The organism is Chryseobacterium sp. IT-36CA2, assembly GCF_949767875.1.
Classification (GTDB): Bacteria; Bacteroidota; Bacteroidia; order Flavobacteriales; family Weeksellaceae; genus Chryseobacterium.
On record NZ_CATKPG010000024.1, the window covers coordinates 52,211 to 71,471 of the forward strand.

General features: G+C 37.1%; 16 protein-coding genes. 9 read left to right on the plus strand and 7 right to left on the minus strand.

Annotated elements, in window-relative coordinates:
- Entirely contained in the window at positions 1-2,259 is a 2,259-nt protein-coding gene (locus ACM6F9_RS19355) for a hypothetical protein (RefSeq protein ID WP_414847208.1), read from the plus strand.
- Between the two features lie 3 nt (positions 2,260-2,262).
- Positions 2,263-2,949 (plus strand): DNA repair protein RecO, encoded by a 687-nt coding sequence (recO, locus tag ACM6F9_RS19360; protein WP_414847209.1) that lies wholly within the window; start codon positions 2,263-2,265, stop codon positions 2,947-2,949.
- A 14-nt stretch (positions 2,950-2,963) separates the two neighbouring features.
- Here recO and ACM6F9_RS19365 read toward each other — a convergent pair whose 3' ends face one another.
- The 4 genes from ACM6F9_RS19365 to ACM6F9_RS19380 all read right to left on the minus strand — a co-directional run bounded on the left by ACM6F9_RS19365 (position 2,964) and on the right by ACM6F9_RS19380 (position 7,725).
- Positions 2,964-5,633: an MGH1-like glycoside hydrolase domain-containing protein gene (locus tag ACM6F9_RS19365; protein ID WP_414847210.1), complete on the minus strand. Its 2,670-nt coding sequence runs from the start codon at positions 5,631-5,633 to the stop codon at positions 2,964-2,966.
- Between the two features lie 111 nt (positions 5,634-5,744).
- Positions 5,745-6,554: a glucose 1-dehydrogenase gene (locus ACM6F9_RS19370; RefSeq protein ID WP_414847211.1), complete on the minus strand. Its 810-nt coding sequence runs from the start codon at positions 6,552-6,554 to the stop codon at positions 5,745-5,747.
- 73 nt (positions 6,555-6,627) lie between these two features.
- The gene (locus ACM6F9_RS19375) at positions 6,628-7,101 is read right to left on the minus strand and encodes a GNAT family N-acetyltransferase (RefSeq protein ID WP_414847212.1); all 474 of its coding nucleotides are present in this window, start codon (positions 7,099-7,101) and stop codon (positions 6,628-6,630) included.
- A gap of 6 nt (positions 7,102-7,107) precedes the next feature.
- Entirely contained in the window at positions 7,108-7,725 is a 618-nt protein-coding gene (locus ACM6F9_RS19380; protein ID WP_414847213.1) for a DUF1684 domain-containing protein, read from the minus strand.
- 131 nt (positions 7,726-7,856) lie between these two features.
- On the opposite strand from ACM6F9_RS19380, the gene ACM6F9_RS19385 reads away from it, so the two are divergent.
- Positions 7,857-9,437, plus strand: a complete 1,581-nt coding sequence (locus ACM6F9_RS19385; RefSeq protein WP_414847214.1) for a GMC family oxidoreductase N-terminal domain-containing protein — start codon at positions 7,857-7,859, stop codon at positions 9,435-9,437.
- A 2-nt stretch (positions 9,438-9,439) separates the two neighbouring features.
- Here the strand turns inward: ACM6F9_RS19385 and ACM6F9_RS19390 are convergent, their stop codons facing one another.
- The 3 genes from ACM6F9_RS19390 to mqo form a co-directional block, all read right to left on the minus strand.
- Positions 9,440-10,306 (minus strand): AadS family aminoglycoside 6-adenylyltransferase, encoded by an 867-nt coding sequence (locus tag ACM6F9_RS19390; RefSeq protein ID WP_414847215.1) that lies wholly within the window; start codon positions 10,304-10,306, stop codon positions 9,440-9,442.
- The gene (locus tag ACM6F9_RS19395; protein WP_105704045.1) at positions 10,306-10,707 is read right to left on the minus strand and encodes a hypothetical protein; all 402 of its coding nucleotides are present in this window, start codon (positions 10,705-10,707) and stop codon (positions 10,306-10,308) included. Before ACM6F9_RS19395 ends, ACM6F9_RS19390 begins: the two co-directional genes overlap by 1 nt.
- Positions 10,708-10,774: 67 nt before the next feature.
- A complete protein-coding gene (gene mqo / locus ACM6F9_RS19400; protein ID WP_414847216.1) occupies positions 10,775-12,280 on the minus strand; it encodes a malate dehydrogenase (quinone) in 1,506 nt (501 codons plus the stop codon).
- 512 nt (positions 12,281-12,792) lie between these two features.
- Here mqo and ACM6F9_RS19405 point away from each other — a divergent pair.
- From ACM6F9_RS19405 to ACM6F9_RS19430, 6 genes are all read left to right on the plus strand, one after another.
- The gene (locus ACM6F9_RS19405) at positions 12,793-13,896 is read left to right on the plus strand and encodes a hypothetical protein (protein WP_414847217.1); all 1,104 of its coding nucleotides are present in this window, start codon (positions 12,793-12,795) and stop codon (positions 13,894-13,896) included.
- 11 nt (positions 13,897-13,907) lie between these two features.
- Positions 13,908-14,729: a hypothetical protein gene (locus tag ACM6F9_RS19410; RefSeq protein ID WP_414847218.1), complete on the plus strand. Its 822-nt coding sequence runs from the start codon at positions 13,908-13,910 to the stop codon at positions 14,727-14,729.
- 10 nt (positions 14,730-14,739) lie between these two features.
- Positions 14,740-15,510: a hypothetical protein gene (locus ACM6F9_RS19415; RefSeq protein ID WP_414847219.1), complete on the plus strand. Its 771-nt coding sequence runs from the start codon at positions 14,740-14,742 to the stop codon at positions 15,508-15,510.
- Between the two features lie 1,006 nt (positions 15,511-16,516).
- On the plus strand, positions 16,517-17,614 hold the full coding sequence (locus ACM6F9_RS19420; protein WP_414847220.1) for a hypothetical protein: 1,098 nt from the start codon (positions 16,517-16,519) through the stop codon (positions 17,612-17,614).
- Positions 17,615-17,625: 11 nt separating this feature from the next.
- Positions 17,626-18,444 (plus strand): hypothetical protein, encoded by an 819-nt coding sequence (locus ACM6F9_RS19425; protein ID WP_414847221.1) that lies wholly within the window; start codon positions 17,626-17,628, stop codon positions 18,442-18,444.
- 11 nt (positions 18,445-18,455) lie between these two features.
- Positions 18,456-19,232: a hypothetical protein gene (locus tag ACM6F9_RS19430; protein ID WP_414847222.1), complete on the plus strand. Its 777-nt coding sequence runs from the start codon at positions 18,456-18,458 to the stop codon at positions 19,230-19,232.
- The last annotated feature ends 29 nt before the right edge of the window (positions 19,233-19,261 follow it).

Here is a 19,261-nt window from a genome sequence, read left to right on the forward strand (position 1 = left end):
ATGAAAAAACTCTCTCTAATTTCTCTTGGTATTTTAGCCTCTCTTCAGCTTACAAAAGCTCAGGTCATTTCATCAAAAAAATGGGCAGATCTGTTTTCCTACAATAATGTTTTCGCCATGAAAGAAGACAATGGGAAAATTATTGCAGCCACAGAAAACGGAATATTCTATTATACAATTGCAACAGGAGAAATTACGAAGTTGTCCAAAGCCAATGGTCTGCATAATATCGGAATTACAGCTTTCGATTATAACCCACAGACTAAAATTGGGCTTATTGGTTATGAAAATGGCTCTATGGATATCATCACTCCACAGGAAATCAAATATATTGTTGATATCCCTATTGCTATGGGCTATAACGGGAATAAAAAGATTAACCATATTTCCATTACGGGAGATCAGGCTGTAATTTCAGTAGGCTATGGACTTTCCATCTTTAATCTGAACAATAAAGAATTCGGAGATTCTGCATTTTTCCTGACCGGTGGAGTATATCAGGCAAGTAATGAAGCTACCATATTCGGGAATAAAGTATATTCTGTAACCAATACAGGATTAAAAAGTCATCAAATGAATACCACTTTCCCGGTGTATTCTACATGGACTACCGAGATTCCCGGAGCTTTTAAACATATTGATTCAGAATCTGAACTGGTATTTTCTAATGCTACAGCTGCCTATGCTTACAACAATGGTACTCCAATACAGCTTCCTACTAATTTCGAAAATATACGTGATGTTGTTACTACATCTAATAATATTATTGTCACAGACAACAGAGTTTATACCTATGGAATAAACGGAGTTTCTCAGAATGCAGTAAGTCTTGGTGAAGCATGCAATACAGCGCTCACTGCTGGCGGGAAAATTTTGGGAGGAACGGTATTATCAGGAATAAAAGATGAAGGTAACAATACTTATAAACCATCAGGGCCTTATTTCAATATAGCTTATAACATTAATCTTTTTGACAACAATCAAATGCTTGTCTCCTCAGGAGCCAGAGCAAATAACTATAACGAGCCGGCTATCAATCCTAAGAAACCAGGCTTCTATTATTTCAATGGTACAGAATGGATATATCCTTCCTATTTTGTTAATAATCCATCACCAGATATTAATGTACTGGATGCAATTATAAGCCCATTCAGCGGTAATGAAGTTCTTTTTACCAATTATACAATGAGAGAGAATGGGGTTTACAAAATGAAATACAATGCAACCAGCAAAGATTTTGAACTGGTAAAGTATTATAATCTTGGAGCAGAGCCTTATTTCAGACGCCCTGTAGGTTTTGCTACCGATTCCCAAAATAACCTTTTTGTATCTTTTGGATTTAATGACCACAACCCTTCTATTGGAATCTTTGATAAAGCAGCCGATGATTTTGTTATCAAAAAAATTGTACTTGCCAGTGACGGTATTCAGAAGACCGTTTTTCATGAAAACATGTTATGGACTCCTCTACCGAGATCCAATAACTTCTGGGTTTATGATTATAAAAATGCAACCAATCTTTCTGATGACACTGATTATATCCTTGCTGAAAACAATGGACTTCCAGGAAGTTCAGGAGGTGTGCTATCCGTAGCATTTGACAAGTCCGGTGATGCATGGATTGGTACAGACAGTGGTTTAAGAGTAATGCCTAGTGCCTCATCTGAAATTAAAAATTCTCATCCTACAATGGAACCTATTGTAATAGAACAGAATGGTCTGGGGGAAGAGCTTTTCAGAGAATCAGCTATTCTTCAGATTGCTGTAGATGGAGGTGATCATAAATGGGTATCTATTGATGGAGGTGGTGTATATTATCTGTCTTCTGATGGCCAGAAAACAATAAAGCACTTTACCAAAGAAAACTCACCACTTCCTACCAACAGTGTCACAGACATCAAAATTGATAAGAAAACCGGTAAAGTATATTTTGTAACTTATAATGGTATTGTAACTTATCAAGGTGATGTTGCTGATGTAACGTCTAATTTTGGAGATGTTATGGTATATCCTAACCCTGTTGTTTATTCCAATTTCAAAGGGAAAGTAACCATTAAAGGTCTTGCAGAAAAAACCAATATAAGAATTGTAGATGCTGCAGGAAATGTAGTTCACTCTGCTGTAGCACGAGGAGGTTATTATGAATGGGATCTTAATAATCAGAAAGGAACAAGAGTAGCATCAGGGATTTATTTTGTTTTGATGACTAATGAAGACGGATCTGACAAAGCTACAGCCAAAATAGGAGTAGTCAATTAATTAATGAATTCACAAAACGGTTTTTTACTTTCATTTATCAAATATGGAGAAAATGATGCTGTACTGCATTGTTTTACAGAAGAAGAGGGTTTTCAAAGCTATTTCCTGAAAGGGATCTATGCTAAAAAGAATAAAAAGAAAGCCCTGCTTCAGCCACTGAGCCAGCTTAATTTTTCTGTAAATCCATCACGGGGTAATGGTATAGCAACTGTTTCAAAATTTGAATTGGTAAAGAATAATGACATTTATACCGATATAAAAGTCAATACTGTTATTTTCTTTATCTCAGACTTTTTGAGTCATATTCTTAAATATGAGAATAAAAACACCCCAATTTATTCCGGCATTGATCATTTTATCAATGAGCTGACCAACAAAAATTATCAGGCTCACCTTCTGTTTTTATTAGCTTTTTTAAAAATTCAGGGAGTTGCTCCGCTTCTGAGTGAAGGCAGATTTCTAGATCCGGAAACAGGAACTTTCTCCCTTGGAATCTGTCATCAGCTTTTCAATGAAGAAATATCTACACTATGGAAAGAAGCCCTTTGTGCGGAAGATTTTTATGCAACAAAGATCCATTCTTCTTTAAGAAAAGATTTCCTGGACAGTCTTTTGGTGTATTATCATTATCATATTACGGATTTTAAAACTCCAACATCCTTAGAAATTATTCAGCAGATATTTGAATAAAATAAATTTGTTTTTTACTTCTCTTTTGTCTTTTCAACATCATCCGGCATTTCAGTTTCGGACTCTGCAATCTGCTTTTTGGAGAACCGTGGCTGGAGGATTTTGGCAATAAGACCCGTCCATCCTGTCTGATGGGATGCTCCTACTCCACGGCCATTATCTCCGTGGAAATATTCATAGAAAAGTACATAATCTTTAAAATCCGGATCGGTCTGAAATCTTTCATACTGTCCATGAACAGGCCTTTTCCCATTTTCATCTTTTAAAAATATCTTTGCAAGCCTCTTGTTTAAAGCATCTGCAATCTGATCAAGGTTTGAATAATTTCTACTTCCTGTAGGATATTCCACCAAAAAATCAGGGCTGTAATAGAAGAAAAATCGCTGCAGACTGTCTATAATCAGGAAATTTATCGGAAACCATACAGGACCGCGCCAGTTGCTGTTTCCTCCGAAAAGTCCGCTGTCACTTTCTGCAGAGGTATATTTTACACTGTAATTTGTATCATTCAATGTTAGTGTATAAGGATTACTTTCATATTCTTTTGATAAAGCTCGCACTCCATACTCACTTAAAAACTCATCCGGGTTCAGCATTCTGCTTAAAAGCCTTTTTAAACGATGTCCCCGAAGCAGAGACAAAAGGTGTTTAGAGTCCTGACCTTTCACTTCCCATCTTGAAACCAGAGAAGCAAGCTCAGGTTTGTTATCCAGTACCCATTTCATTCTTTTCTTGAAATTGGGAAGATTTTCAATCATTTCATCATCAATCACCTCAACGGCAAACATCGGAATCAACCCAACAATCGTTCTTAACTTCAAATACATATGACTTCCGTCACTGGAAGCTATGGCATCGTAGAAAAATTCATCCTGTTCATCCCAAAGACTGAAGTTTTCATCCCCCATATTATCTAATGAATGGGCAATCGATAAGAAATGTTCAAAAAACTTCATTGCCATTTCTTCATACACCTTATTATAAAGTGCCAGTTCCAGAGCAATTCTCATCATATTCAAGGCAAACATGGCCATCCAGCTAGTTCCATCCGACTGCTCCAGCTGTTCTCCGTTCGGTAAAACAGAATTTCGGTCAAAAACACCAATATTATCAAGCCCTAAAAATCCTCCTTCAAAGATATTATTACCATTAAGATCCTTTTTATTAACCCACCATGTAAAATTCATTAATAGCTTCTGGAAAGCACTTTCCAAAAACTCCAGATCGGGTTTATCTTTTAAATATTCATCAATTTTAAATACCCTGAAAACAGCCCATGCATGCACAGGAGGATTCACATCGCTGAAATCCCATTCGTACGCGGGTAGCTGTCCGTTAGGATGCATATACCATTCAAAAAGAAAAAGTTTTAATTGATGTTTTGCAAAATCAGAATCTATCAGGGAGAAACTGATGGTATGAAATGCCAGATCCCATGTGGCATACCAAGGATATTCCCATTTATCTGGCATGGAAATAATATGTTCGTTATTAAGATGCTTCCAGTCATAGTTTCTTATTTTTTCACGGGATTTTGGCGGAGGCATTTCTGATGGATCTCCTTTCAGCCATTTTTCTACATTGTAATGATAAAACATTTTATTCCACAACATTCCGGCAAAAGCTTGTCTCTGAACCAGCTTTTCATCTTCCGAAGAAATTCCTTTCTGGATGTCAGCATAAAACTCATCTGCTTCTTTCTGCCTTTGTTCAAAAAGAGCATTAAAATCTTTAAATGGTTCCCTTATATCTTTATCTGAAAGTCTGAATTCAAATGTTTTCGATTCACCGGCTTTAAAATCTTCGTCAATGAAGAAAGAAGCTTTGGTTCCGATATTTTGAGGATTTATAGACTGGGAATTTCCCGTCATCACAAAATTATTGATCCCGTCTTTACAATATTTTGCTTCATTGGAAGACTGGTAAAGCCTTTCATTATTGGTTTCGTTGTTACAAAACAGAGTCTTTAAAGATTGTTTTGCGTATACATTTTTAATCTCAATATCCTGATGATTAACATTGATATGATTGGCTTCTTCAGCATGCAGTTGTGGTTTATAATCATCATATCCCCAGTTCCAGGTATTCCTAAACCAAACTGTTGGCAATAGTAAAAGAGGAGCTTCTTTTTCAGATTTATTAACGATCGTGAGCCTGACCAGAATATCATTCTGACTTTCTTTTGCGTATTCGATGAAAATGTCAAAATATTCATTGTGATCAAAAATACCAGTATCTATCAGCTCATATTCTGTTTCATTTTTACTTCTTGCAGCATTTGTTTTTATGAGATCTTCGTAAGGAAAGGCATTCTGAGGATACTTATACAGCATTTTCATATAGGAATGCGTAGGTGTGGAATCCAGATAATAGAAATATTCCTTTACATCTTCCCCATGATTTCCCTGTCCATTGGTCAATCCGAAGAACCGCTCTTTCACCATTTTATCTTTCTTATTCCAGAATCCCACAGAGAAGACCAGCTTCTGAAGATCATCACAGATCCCACATATTCCTTCTTCGCCCCAACGGTATGTTTTGGCTTCTGCTGTATCGTGATTGGTATAATTCCAGGCATCTCCGTTTCCACTGTAGTCTTCCCGAACAAGCCCCCATTCGCGGTTACTTACATAAGGACCCCATTTTTTCCATGAAACATCTGAAATTCTCTGTTTTTCTGACATAAACGATAATTATAAGTAATGAATAATGAGCAATAAGTAATATTTGATACTGTTTAAAGTGATGAGGAAAACCTTGAACCTTAAACCTTAAACCTTGAACTTTAAACTCCCCTATCCTCCCGTAGAAAAGCTCTCAAACGTAGTCATTCCACCATCTATAAAAATGCTGGCTCCCGTTATATAATCTGCAAGGTCACTGGCCAGGAAAGCAGCTAAATTTCCGATATCCTTCGGCTGTCCGATTCTGTTATAAGGAATAAGCGTAAGAAGAGAATTGAGTGCTTCCGGAGTACTCCAAGCATTCTGGTTAATAGGAGTCTGAATAGCTCCCGGACAAATAGAATTCACACGGATTTTGTTTGCACCATATTCCTGAGCAAGGGTTTGCATCAGCATTCTGATCGCCCCTTTACTGGAAGCATAATTAGCATGCCCGGCCCATGGAATAATTTCGTGCACTGAACTGATATGAATGATTTTCCCACAGGCAATAGAACGTGAGGGATCTATTCCGCGTCGTAGAAATTCTTTAATGGCTTCTCTGGCACATAGAAACTGTCCGGTAAGATTCACTCCTATGACGGCATTCCATTGATCCATAGTCATTTCGGTGAATTTTGCATCTTTTTGAATTCCGGCATTGTTAATCAGTATATCTACGGTTTGATACTCAGCCACAACATCCTGAAACATTTTGACTACCTGATCCTCCTTGGAAACATCACACTGATAAGTCATTCCCGTTCCTCCAGCATCCGTAATTTCTTTTAAAACAGCTTTAGCATCTTCTATAGACCTTTCTGAAGGATAATTGACAATGACTGTTGCTCCTGCTGACGCTAATGATTTTGCAATTCCGGATCCGATTCCGCTGGAAGCTCCTGTGATTATGGCAACCTGATTTTTAAGTGATATTTCCATCTTTTGTAATTTGTTCTTACTCAAATTTATGGAAAGATATCAGCAGATAAAAAATTATAACTCTTAAAGTTTATTAAAGTTTTTTATACATCAGATATTGAGGTCCGCTTCTTCCGATTCTCGTTTTGCCATCGTAAATATATCCTGCCTGAAGATAAATATGGTAAGCAGAATCATTTTTCTGGTTAACAGCCAATACAATTTCATTGCAGGTATTGAAATGGTTTTTGACAAAATGTTCAACTTCCATCATAGCAGCTTTTCCAATTCCTTTACCCTGCATCTGAGGGTTCACGGATAGAGAACGTACTAAAACTGAATTCTCATTATCGGTAAGCTCCAATTTATCTTTTCCAAAATCAAGTACAAAAAATCCAACTCGTGTATCATTTTCAAATATGGTTACCGGAAATGCATCATTATCATCCCGTTCGCTGATGTTTTTCAAAGCCTGTTGAGCCGTTGCAGTGAACCTCATTTGATTTTCATCCAAGGCATAACTTACTCCGGAGAGATCTTCCTGTTTAAAAAATTCTAGGTGTATCATATGGTATTAGTGATGGTAAATATCTTCATACATTACCCCGGCACGGATTTCCACTGGAAGTTTATTTTCTTCAGGAACAACAGGGCAATTGTAATCATAAGCGTTATAAGCACAGAAAGGATGATAAGATTGATTAAAATCAAGCACAATCGTATTTCCTTTCGGTATTTTAAGATCCATATATTTCCCTCCTCCATAGGTTTCCTTTTCATTGGTCGCATCACGGAATGGAAGAAAGAGATAGTCTTTGTATTTTTCCTGTTTTATTAAAGCCAGACTTTGATACAATGTTACCGTATAAGGCTTACCATCCAATGTAAAGGTTGCTTTTCCGTATTCCTGATACGTTTTTGTTTTCCCTGAAGAAGTAGGAAGTTCAAAAGGCTGGGTATCTTTTGATTTAACAAACTTTGCAGTTACTCTATATTTAGCATCAAAAGGAAAGAAAGGATGTTGTTTAAAGTTTTTAAAATTATCTCCCCTTAACGGAGTTTCCTTTGGATTGAGATATTCAGCATTTAGTTCTTTCTGAAATTTTTGCACCTCTTTTTCTTCCTTTGACATCTTTTTTTGTGAAAAAAACCATAGCGGAAGCAGTAAAAAGAGGAGTATATATTTTTTCATGAGTTTAAAATTATAAGTAAAACTATGAATTTTCGAAACAACAAAAGTTAAAATTGTAATAAAAAAATATAATCTGTAATAAATAAAATAAGCACCCGAAGATCTAGCATGCTTTTTGAAAATCAAAGGTCATGGACAGAAAAAAATTCATTAAGACTAGTGCATTGGCGATTTCAGGGTTTTATTTTCTTCAATCCGAATTATTTTATGCTACGGAAAGAAAAAACAACAATATAAAAGAAAACTTTGATGTTCCGATTATCATTGTTGGAAGCGGATATGGAGGCGCTGTATCAGCCCTGCGTCTTTGTGAAGCCGGAAAAAAAGTAGTATTGCTTGAGATGGGTCTTAACTGGGAAAAAGCAGGCATTCCGTTTTCCAATCTGTTGAAACCTGGAAAAAGTTCTGCATGGTTGAAAAAGAAAAGTATTGCCCCTTTTATGAATATTTTTTCTCTGACTCCTTTTACCGGGGCATTGGATCGTCTGGATTTTGAACATATTAAGATCTGGGTAGGAAGAGGTGTTGGCGGAGGTTCTCTGGTAAATGGCGGGATGGCTGTCACTCCTAAAGAAAGCTATTTCAAAGAGGTTTTCCCTCATCTTGATGCTGAAAAATTTTACAATCATTACTTTCCTCTGGTACAAGAAGAGCTAAAGGTAAATGTGATTGATGAACAGTTTCTGAAAGACTGTCCTTATTATAAATTTACACGGATAGGTGAAGATGAGGCCCATAAAGCTGGCTTTAAAACAATGAGAGTTCCAAATGTGTATGATTTTAAATACATGGAAAAAGAATTCCGCAATGAAGTTCCACGCTCTGCTCTTAATACAGAAGTAATTTACGGAAATAACCACGGGAAAAACAGCCTGGATAAAACGTATCTCAGAAAAGCAATGGAAACCGGAAATTTAGAAATCCTTGACCTTCATCGGGTCCAGACCATTCAATTGAATAATGATAAAAGCTATACACTCAATGTTCAACAAATAGATACCTCCGGAACCCTAGTTACCGACAAAGTTTTCACCTGTAAAAAACTGATTCTTTCTGCTGGAACAATGGGCACTTTACAGCTTCTGCTGGAATCTCATGCAATGAACAATCTTCCTGTTCATGAAAACATCGGAAAAAACTGGGGGAACAATGGAAATTTTATGACCGGAAGAAACTGGGTTAAGCCTTTATCTGGTGGTACAGGAGCTAAGCAATCTACGATTCCCGTGGGAGGAATTGATAATTGGGATGATCCTGAACATCCGTTTTTTACAGAAATTGCTCCTTTGCCTATGGGAATGGATGTCGCTACTGCTTTATATCTGCTGATCAACAGAGTTGAGAAAAAGGGAGAAGTAGCTTACCATAAAGCCAACCAATCCCTGACTTTGAATTGGGACGAAAGTAATACTGTCAAAATGAAAGAAAATGCCCAATATTTTATTCAGAAAATGAACAAAGCTAATGGCGGTACCAGAAGTCATTTACTTTTCAATAATGGGTTTGGGGCAGATATCTGTTATCACCCGCTTGGAGGATGTGTACTTGGTGAAGCAACCAACGAATATGGAAAACTAAAGAACCATGACAATTTATTTGTTCTGGATGGATCATTAATTCCGGGAACTATTGGAGTAAATCCGTTTGTAACCATTACGGCCATTGCGGAATACTGTATTGAAAATCTGATTAAACAGAATGAATTTGCTTGAAATTAAAGCGTCGTATGTACTTCCTTAAGGTAATTTCTGATATCATTCTCTAGCTTTACCGGATAGATAAAATTGAGTTTTTCTGTCAATGAAGTACCCAGCTCATGTACCAGATCTGCAAAGACAAACAAGGCTTTCCAGTTTTCTTCAATATCACTTCCTGAGAATGTGTTTTCCACCCTATTCCAAAGATCATCAGGCAGATATTTTTTAAAAAGTCTTCCGTGTTTGTTGGTCGTAACATGATTCCAATCCTGATTTCCGGCAATATACCATTCAATCAAAGGAACAAGATAGTCTGTACGCAGAATATTTTCAGACATGAATTTAGCATAAAAGATATCCCCACGTTTCAGGCATTTTGCAACATACGCTGTATCCCACCAAAAGTCGTTCAGCAGCAGCTGAAACTCTTTTTCCGTAGGCTTCTGAATCATGATTGACTGGTAGGTTGGAGGTTTTAGATTTTTGGTCAAATTATCTTTATCCAGTAAAACTTTATACCCTACATCCCAATCTTCGGGAAGGTTTTCTTCATTGATTTCTTTGATAAACTCTGACACCTGATAAAGTTTAAAATCAACCTTCACATAATCTTTATACAACACCATTTTCATAGCATGCTTTCCTTCAAAAATACGGTCATCTTCTTCAATCATGGAAATAGGATCTCCAAAAAGACTGATCCATTCATTTCCGGATTCATAGGATGTTCTGTTTTCAAAAACAAGTTCTACATCAAGATCACTAAAATCATCCACAGGAGCGTAAGGGTTTACCAGTGAACTGGTCAGGAGAACAGCACGGATATCAGGATTCTTTTCAGCCCAATGAATAATCTGTTCCAGTTTTTCGTCCCTCACTTTCATTAATAAGATTCTGATATTTTCACGCGATACACATCGGAGGAATTTCTCTTGATTGATTCTACAAAAAAGCCTCCTTCTTCGGGGATAACTTCTTTCAGATCAAAACTTTTGCAATCTTTTGGAAGACCGGAAAATATCAGGGTAAACCAAAAGTCTTTCATAAAGGGAACCGGTGTCCAGTATGGGGAAATTGAAATATTTTCCACATGAATCATTTTGCTTCTATGCTCAGACTGGTTATCAAAAAGATAGGTTGAATGCCAGATCCTGATCAGGTTTCCTAAAAACGGTGATGCCGGAAAACAACAGTGTACAATAACCTGCTTCTCTTCTTCTATTTTAGTCTGAAGAGATTCCAGGATTTCTTTTGCAATAACTGGTTTTACAATTACTTCTTCCACCTTTTTATGAGTAATAAGTAATGAGCAATGAATAATAGTTACTATCACTCATTGCTCATTATTAATGTTAATATTCTAATTCTAATTTTTCTTTTGTATAATTCCTAACCTCATGGGTCAATTCCGGATTTTCAGCCAGTTTTTGTCCATAAGAAGGAACCATTTCAAGCAGTTTTCCTTTCCATTCTCCATGCAGTTTTTCCGGGAAGCATTTTTCCAGCACATTCAGCATGGCATATACTGCTGTAGAGGCACCTGGTGAAGCTCCCAACAGAGAAGCAATTGTTCCGCTCTTGTTCACCACCACTTCAGTTCCGAATTCCAGCTTACCTCCTTCTTTTTCATCTTTTTTGATGATCTGAACTCTCTGTCCTGCTACTTTCAATTCCCAGTCTTCTTCTTTTGCATCTTTGATAAATTCTCTCAAATGCTGCATTCTCTGAGATTTCGTCATCGCAACCTGCTGGATCAGATATTTCGTCAGTGGAATATTATGCCACCATGCTCCGAAAAGTGATTTTAAGTTTTTCGTATTTACACTTTCCGGAAGGTCCAGATAACTTCCTTCTCTTAAAAATTTTGTTGAAAATCCTGCAAAAGGTCCAAAAAGAAGTGCTTTTTTCCCATCAATAATTCTCAGATCAAGATGCGGAACAGACATTGGTGGAGCATCTACTGTAGCCTGTGTATATACTTTAGCATGGTGTTTTTCTACCAGCTCCTGATTATGACTTACCAGCCACTGTCCTGAAACCGGGAAACCTCCGTATCCTTCACTTTCTTTAATATCGGAACTATCCAATAATGGAAGAGCATATCCTCCAGCGCCGATAAATACAAAATCTGCTACCACTTCCTGTTTGTGGCTATGAATCCTGTCCTTCACCTTCATCTCCCATTTACCACTTTCTCTCGGGCTGATATCCTTCACTTCATGGTATAAAAATACTTCAACGTTAGAATCTTCCAGAAGGTGTCTTCCCATTTTTCTTGTCAGTGTTCCGAAATTCACATCCGTTCCCATATCCATCTTCGTTGCGGCCATTACTTCAGACTGATTTCTTTTACTCATTACCAACGGAATCCATTCTTTCAGTTTTTCGTGATCCGTAGCAAACTCCATTCCTGAGAAAAGCACAGATTCTGACATTTTATCATGACGTTTTCTAAGATATTCAGCATCTTTTTCTCCAAATACCAGACTCATATGCGCGCAGGAATTGATAAATTCTCTTGGCTCATGAATATATCCTTTGGTAATCAGGTAAGACCAGAATTGTTTTGAAATTTCAAACTGTTCTGCAATGTTTTCTGCCTTGGTGATATCAATAGATCCGTCTGGTTTCTCCGGGGTATAATTTAGCTCACAAAAAGCGGAGTGCCCTGTTCCGGCGTTGTTCCATGCAGCTGTACTTTCTTTGGCAAACCTTCCGAGTCTTTCGAAGATAGCGATTTCAAGATTTGGATCAAATTCATGAAGCAGCGTTGCTAAAGTGGCGCTCATGATTCCGCCCCCTATCAGTACAACATCGTATTTAGGTTTCGGTGTTCTGCTTGTAAGCGATTGTGACATAATTTAAAATTTTACTTCAAATTTCGGGAAAAGTTTTAAAAACCGGAACGCGTTTAACGATTTTAACACGTTATTTTTTGATTCAAAAATATTTCTTTAGTACACAATAAAAAACCATGGAAAAATTTCAATAAATAATTATCGAAATGATTGATAATAACACGATTTACATTAAAAAAATATTAAAATTTCGTTTTTTTTAATTCACTAATGGGTAAATAATTACGTCATTTTCCCAGGCTAAAATTTTGCAAAAACTTAAGTTTATTTAAGTTCAACACATTAAACACTGTAATCATAAACATTTACGTTACTATTTTTTATCAAACATAAGTGACAAATAATTACAAAGCATTTAATCAAAATCACTTTTTATTGAAAAATAATCAAATTAATAGACGTAAATCGATATGCAAACCATAAAACAATCGTTTTTTTTACGTACCTTTCAATTGAATTAATACATATTAGACCAAATATTTAATTAAAATTATTTCATAAACATACTAAAGATGAAAATTATTAACTTCCTGGGTATACTGTTTGCAACAGCAGCATTTGCCCAAAGTGGAAGTGTTGGAATCAACACGTCCACACCAGATCCCAGTGCTATTCTGCACATTGAGAACTTCCAGGGAACTCCAGCTATAGCTACTGCAACCATTTCAGGGGGAGCAGTTACCGGTATCACCATCAGTAATGGGGGCAGCGGTTATACAACAGCACCTACAGTTAATTTTTATGGAGGAGGAGCGGTTGTAAGCGGAGGTTCAAAAGCCCGAGCTACAGCAACTATAACCGGAGGAGTAGTTACCGGCATCACCATAAACAATGGAGGAAACGGTTATACAGCAGCTCCTACGGTAACAATTTCAGGTGGTAACAAAGGAATGTTATTCCCCAATCTGAATCTTGCTAATCTAAGCAGTACTACTACTCCGGTAGCATCCCCTGCCAATGGACTGATTGGATTTAACGGCGGAACGAACAGCAATAATAAAGCGCTGCATGTTTTCAACAGTACTACCAATTCATGGCAAAGTACCATTGATGCACAAAATACTCCAAAGGTAGCTTACCTAGATTTTACCGGATCATTATCTGCATTGGATAATTATGCGGCAGGTTCCAGTACTCAGCTTTTGGTAAATAATCCTGCTGTTTCCGGAGTATCTAATATCAGTGGATTTAAGGTTCTCCCGAGCACTTTGGGAGGTTATTCTTTGATTCTTCCACAGGGAAAGTATTTGGTAGAAGTGAATCTAAATTTAAACTCCCCCCAGGAAAACCCAGCAGGGGTAAACGGTACTGCTCCACTAACAGGAAGCACTTATTATCTGATGGGATACTTTATAGATTTCTACCCAGATACCTATAATAATACCACCAATACCTTTACCGCAGCAACTCTTAACAGAAAAGAGGTTCCGATTGTTTCAAAAGTAAGTACCAACCACCTGGCTACATGGTCTTTCTATTATAATGTTCCGGCTAATGCCAATGCCAATATTATCGGCGCATTAAGATTAAACCTGGGAAGAATGCAAAACAGTACATTCTACGATCTTGTAAATGTAATTGCCAATGGATCTTATATTAAAATATCTCAGCTCTAAAAACAATGAATATGAAAAAAAGTTATATCCTGCTATTATTGATCATAACGCAGACTATATATGCACAGGTTGCGATTGGAAAGACCACTGTGAACAGTTCAGCTGCTTTGGATGTGGCCTCTACAACCAATAAGGGAGTTCTTCTTCCAAGAGTAGATATTATAGATGTATTAAGCAATACATCACCGGTAAACAATCCGACAGAAGGGTTGGTTGTATACAACAAAGGAAATTCTATAAGTCCTGGTGTTTATATCTGGAAAAACAATATGTGGACCTTGTTATCTGACACCTATAACCTGGTAAGCTACATGATGCTACAACGTACAACTGATTATACTATATTAGGTGGCTTAGCCAATGGTACTTACAAAAATTTCAATGATGCTGCTTTTACTGTGGTATCTAATGATATCGGAGCTTTATATAATAATTCTAATGGTGTAATTACTCTTCCCGGAAACAGCGGTTACCTGATCAATGTCTGTCTGAATATCAGAACTGCTCTTGAAAGCACAACAGCCGGAATAGGAGGAACTCAGGTTCATCTTCATCAGTATCTTGTAAAGCTTGTAGATCCTGTGAGCGGAACGCAGTATGGCAAAACAATCAGCATCAATGCTCAATCCATTGCCAGCAACAAAACCCATACATTAAATATGAGTTTTTCGTTTGTGACCACTTCAGCTTCTCCTATTCTTTTAGTACCGGCCATTGCTCATGATACGGGAGGAACTTACCAGAACGGAGCCGGAGGAACTACTCCTAATAACGGAGAGATCATCATTACCAATGCCAAATTTGACATTCAAAGGTCAGCCCTTAACCAATAATTAAAACACAATGAAAACATATATTTATATTGTCTGTATGATACTTTTCAGCGCTTACACAAAAGCACAAGTGGGTATCAACACAAACACACCTAATGCAAGCAGTGTCCTGGACATTAATTCTTCGAACAAAGGGGTTCTTTTTCCGCAATATGACCTTGTTGTTCTTAACAGCACTTCAACTCCTGTGGCTAATCCTGCAGACGGACTTATTATCTACAACAGCGGAGGAGCTTCTACTTTCCCGAAAGGCTATTACGTATGGGTCAGAAACCAATGGCAGCGTACGCTTATCTCAGGAAGTGAACCTCAGATCATGTCTCTGCTTATAGGTTCAGGAACATTAATTCCTACTGGAAGTACCAATAATACACTGGGTAGTTTTACAGTAACATCTAATAAGATTACCGGAGCATCACTTGCTGCAGATAATTCAACCATTACCTTACCGGCAGGAACTTATATTATCCGTTATTCAGTGGATGCAAGTAACGCCAATAACAATAACGGTACGGCTAATACACAGTATCTTGGTCAGAACTTCACCTGTACAAGATCTTATCTGATTAATTCTGCGACCAGTGCTACCATCACTGAGACCAACAGAATGTGTCAGCTGTCCAGTTCTTTTACATTTTTCCAGGGAAGTTATTTTTTAACATTGGCTACTCCTACTACTATTCGTCAAAAGTTTGAATTTGATACAGGAAATGGTTTTACATTCAGTAATCTTAACGTCAGATCATCATTATCCCTTGTAATTACTAAGATGGGTCAATAAAAAAAAGTGTAAGCATTTCTAGTGCTTAGCTTCATTATTTATATTTAAAACAGAGCTTTATTTTTAAAGTTCTGTTTTTTTATATCCCACCCAGGATTATATTGCTTATCCGGAACATTTACTATCCTTAAGCATCCATATTCTATCCCGTTATTTATTCTGGATTTTTTCTTTATTACTTTTTCCGGCAAATAGCAATTTTCTCTTTCGTTAGCATTTCCATAATGTGAATGACAAAACTGTCATACACTACCCATTATTCAACAACAGTAATAAAGACAGGTTCCTATTTCTTATCAAAAAAGACGTAGGTGACAATTTATTAAAGATGTAATCATTTATTACGATCATCATCCCTATAAAACATACTATACTACCAACCAAAACTTGCTTCAATCAAATTAAAAAACAGCATCAATTAATCCTTGTCTAAATTAGACTGATTGATAAAAATGATAAATAATAATTTATCAAGTATAACATAATTGTTCATCTTGATAAAACTCTTCTTTTGAATTATAAAAATCAAGTCAAATCTGAACCTAATTTTCCACTAAAAAAAATAGATAAGTATAACACTTATTTCTAACATATACGCAAAACACCAATAATCAATAATCAATAATGAAATAAAATGTAATAGATAAGTACAACACTTGTTCCCAATACACACAAAACACCGATAATCAACAATGAAATAAAATGTACTAGATAAGTACAACGCTTATTTTTAATACATATAAAACCCTGATAATCAATAACAAATTAAAATGTAATACATATGTAATATGCATATATTAAAATAAAAATCAATGTAATACATATGTAATACCTATGAAATATTAGTTTTTGCCAAATGGAAATAACTTTGCATAAAGAATTCAATAAAAGATAATTATCTCAATTCTACTACACTAATTTTTAACCATTAAAAAACAGGCAGATATCCTTCATTAGAAAACACTTACTCATTTATTTATAACAATTTTTAAAAACATATTAAAGGATGAAAATTATTAATTTAATCGGTGTACTTTTCGCGACAGCGGCATTTGCCCAAAGCGGAAGTGTAGGAATTAACACATCCACACCAGACCCCAGTGCGATTCTGCACATTGAGAACTTCCAGGGAACTCCAGCGTTAGCTACTGCAACCATTTCAGGGGGAGCAGTTACCGGTATCACCATTACCAATGGAGGAAGCGGTTATACTTCAGCGCCTACGATTAATTTTTATGGAGGAGGACCAGTTGTAAGCGGAGGTTCAAAGGCTATAGCGACTGCAACAATTTCCGGAGGAGTTGTTACAGGCATTACGATTAATAACGGAGGAAGCGGTTATACTTCAGCGCCTACGGTAACAATTTCTGCAGGCAACAAAGGAATGTTATTCCCCAATCTGAATCTTGCAAACCTGAGCAGCACTACAACCCCTGTTGCTTCCCCCGCCAATGGATTGATTGGTTTTAACGGCGGAACGAACAGCAATAATAAAGCGTTGCATGTTTTTAACAGTACCACAAACTCATGGCAAAGTACCATTGATGCTCAAAATACGCCAAAGGTAGCTTACCTTGATTTTACCGGATCATTATCCGTATTAGATAATGCCGGGTCAGGTAGTAGTGCTCAGCTTTTGGTAAATAATCCTGCTGTTTCCGGAGTATCTAATATCAGCGGATTTAAGGTTCTTCCGAGCACTTTGGGAGGCTATTCTTTGATTCTTCCACAGGGAAGGTATTTGGTGGAAGTGAATCTGAATCTAAATGCACCTCCTGCCAATCCTTCAACACAGGCTACCGTACTTCCGTCGTCTTCTTATTATCTGATGGGGTATTTTATAGATTTCAACCCAGATACCTATAATAACACCACTAAAACCTTTACCGCAGGAACTTTAAATAGGAAAGAGACACCTATTGTTTCAAAAGTAAGCACCAACCATCTGGCTACATGGTCTTTCTATTATAATGTTCCGGCAAATGCCAATGCCAATATTATCGGCGCATTAAGATTAAGCCTGGGAAGAATGTCAGGCAGTACATTTTATGATCTTGTGAATGTAATCTCAACCGGATCTTATATTAAAATATCTCAGCTTTAAAAACAATGAATATGAAAAAAAGTTATATCCTGTTATTATTGATCATAACGCAGACTATATACGCACAAGTTGCAATTGGAAAGACCACAGTAAACAGTTCAGCTGCTCTAGATGTGGCCTCTACAACCAAGGGAGTTCTTCTTCCAAGAGTAGATATTATAGATGTATTAAGCAATACATCACCGGTAAACAATCCGTCAGATGGATTGGTTGTATACAATAAAGGAAATTCGATCAGCCCGGGTGTTTACATCTGGAAAAACAATATGTGGAACCTGTTGTCTGACACTTACAATCTGGTAAGCTATATGATGCTTCAGCGTACTACAGATTATACTATATTAGGTAGTTTGGCCAACGGTACCTACAAAAATTTCAACGATGCTGCGTTTACTGTGGTATCCAATGACATCGGAGCTTCATATAATACCTCTACAGGGGTGGTTACACTTCCAGGAAACAGCGGTTATCTGATCAATGTATGTCTGAATGTAAGAACAGCTCTTGAAAATACAACAGGCGGAATCGGAGGAACTCAGGTACACCTGCATCAGTATCTGGTAAAATTGGTAGATCCTGTGAGCGGAACGCAGTATGGCAAAACAATCAGCATCAATGCTCAATCCATTGCCAGCAATAAAACCCATACCCTGAATATGAGCTTTTCGTTTGTAACGACATCTACATCCCCTATTCTTTTAGTACCGGCCATTGCTCATGATGCAGGAGGAACATATGAGAACGGAGCAGGAGGAACTTCTCCGAATAACGGAGAGATCATTATTACCAATGCCAAATTTGACATTCAAAGATCGGCCCTTAACCAATAATTAAAAACACAATGAAAACATATATTTATATTGCCTGTTTGATACTTTTCAGCGCTTACACAAAAGCACAAGTCGGTATCAATACAAGCACGCCTAATGCAAGCAGTGTCCTGGACATTAATTCTTCGAACAAAGGGGTTCTTTTTCCACAGTATGACCTTGTTGTTCTTAACAGCACTTCAACTCCTGTAGCTAATCCGGCAGACGGGCTTATGATCTATAACAGCGGAGGAGCTTCTACTTTCCCAAAAGGATACTATGTATGGGTAAGGGATCAGTGGCAGCGTACCCTTATTGCAGGAAGTGAACCTCAGATCATGTCTCTGCTTATAAGTCCGGGAACACTTATTCCAACTGGAAGCGGAGGCACCAATAATACACTGTCTAGTTTTACAGTAACATCTAATAAGATTACCGGAGCATCACTTGCTGCAGATAATTCAACCATTACCCTACCGGCAGGAACGTATATTATCCGTTACGGGGTGGATGTAAGTAACACCCAAAACAGTACTGGTACGCCTGATACAAAGTATGCTGGCCAGACTATCACCTGTACAAGATCTTACCTGATTAATTCTGCGACCAGTGCTACCATCACCGAGACCAACAGAATGTGTCTGCTATCCAATTCTTTTACATTTTTCCAGGGAAGTTATTTTCTAACATTGGCTGCTCCGACTACTATTCGTCAGAAATTTGAATTTGACACAGGAAATGGTTCCACACTGAGTACACTTAATGTAAGATCATCATTTTCTCTTGTCATTACAAGGATGGGACAATAAAAAAACTTAAGCATACCTACCTAAGTTTT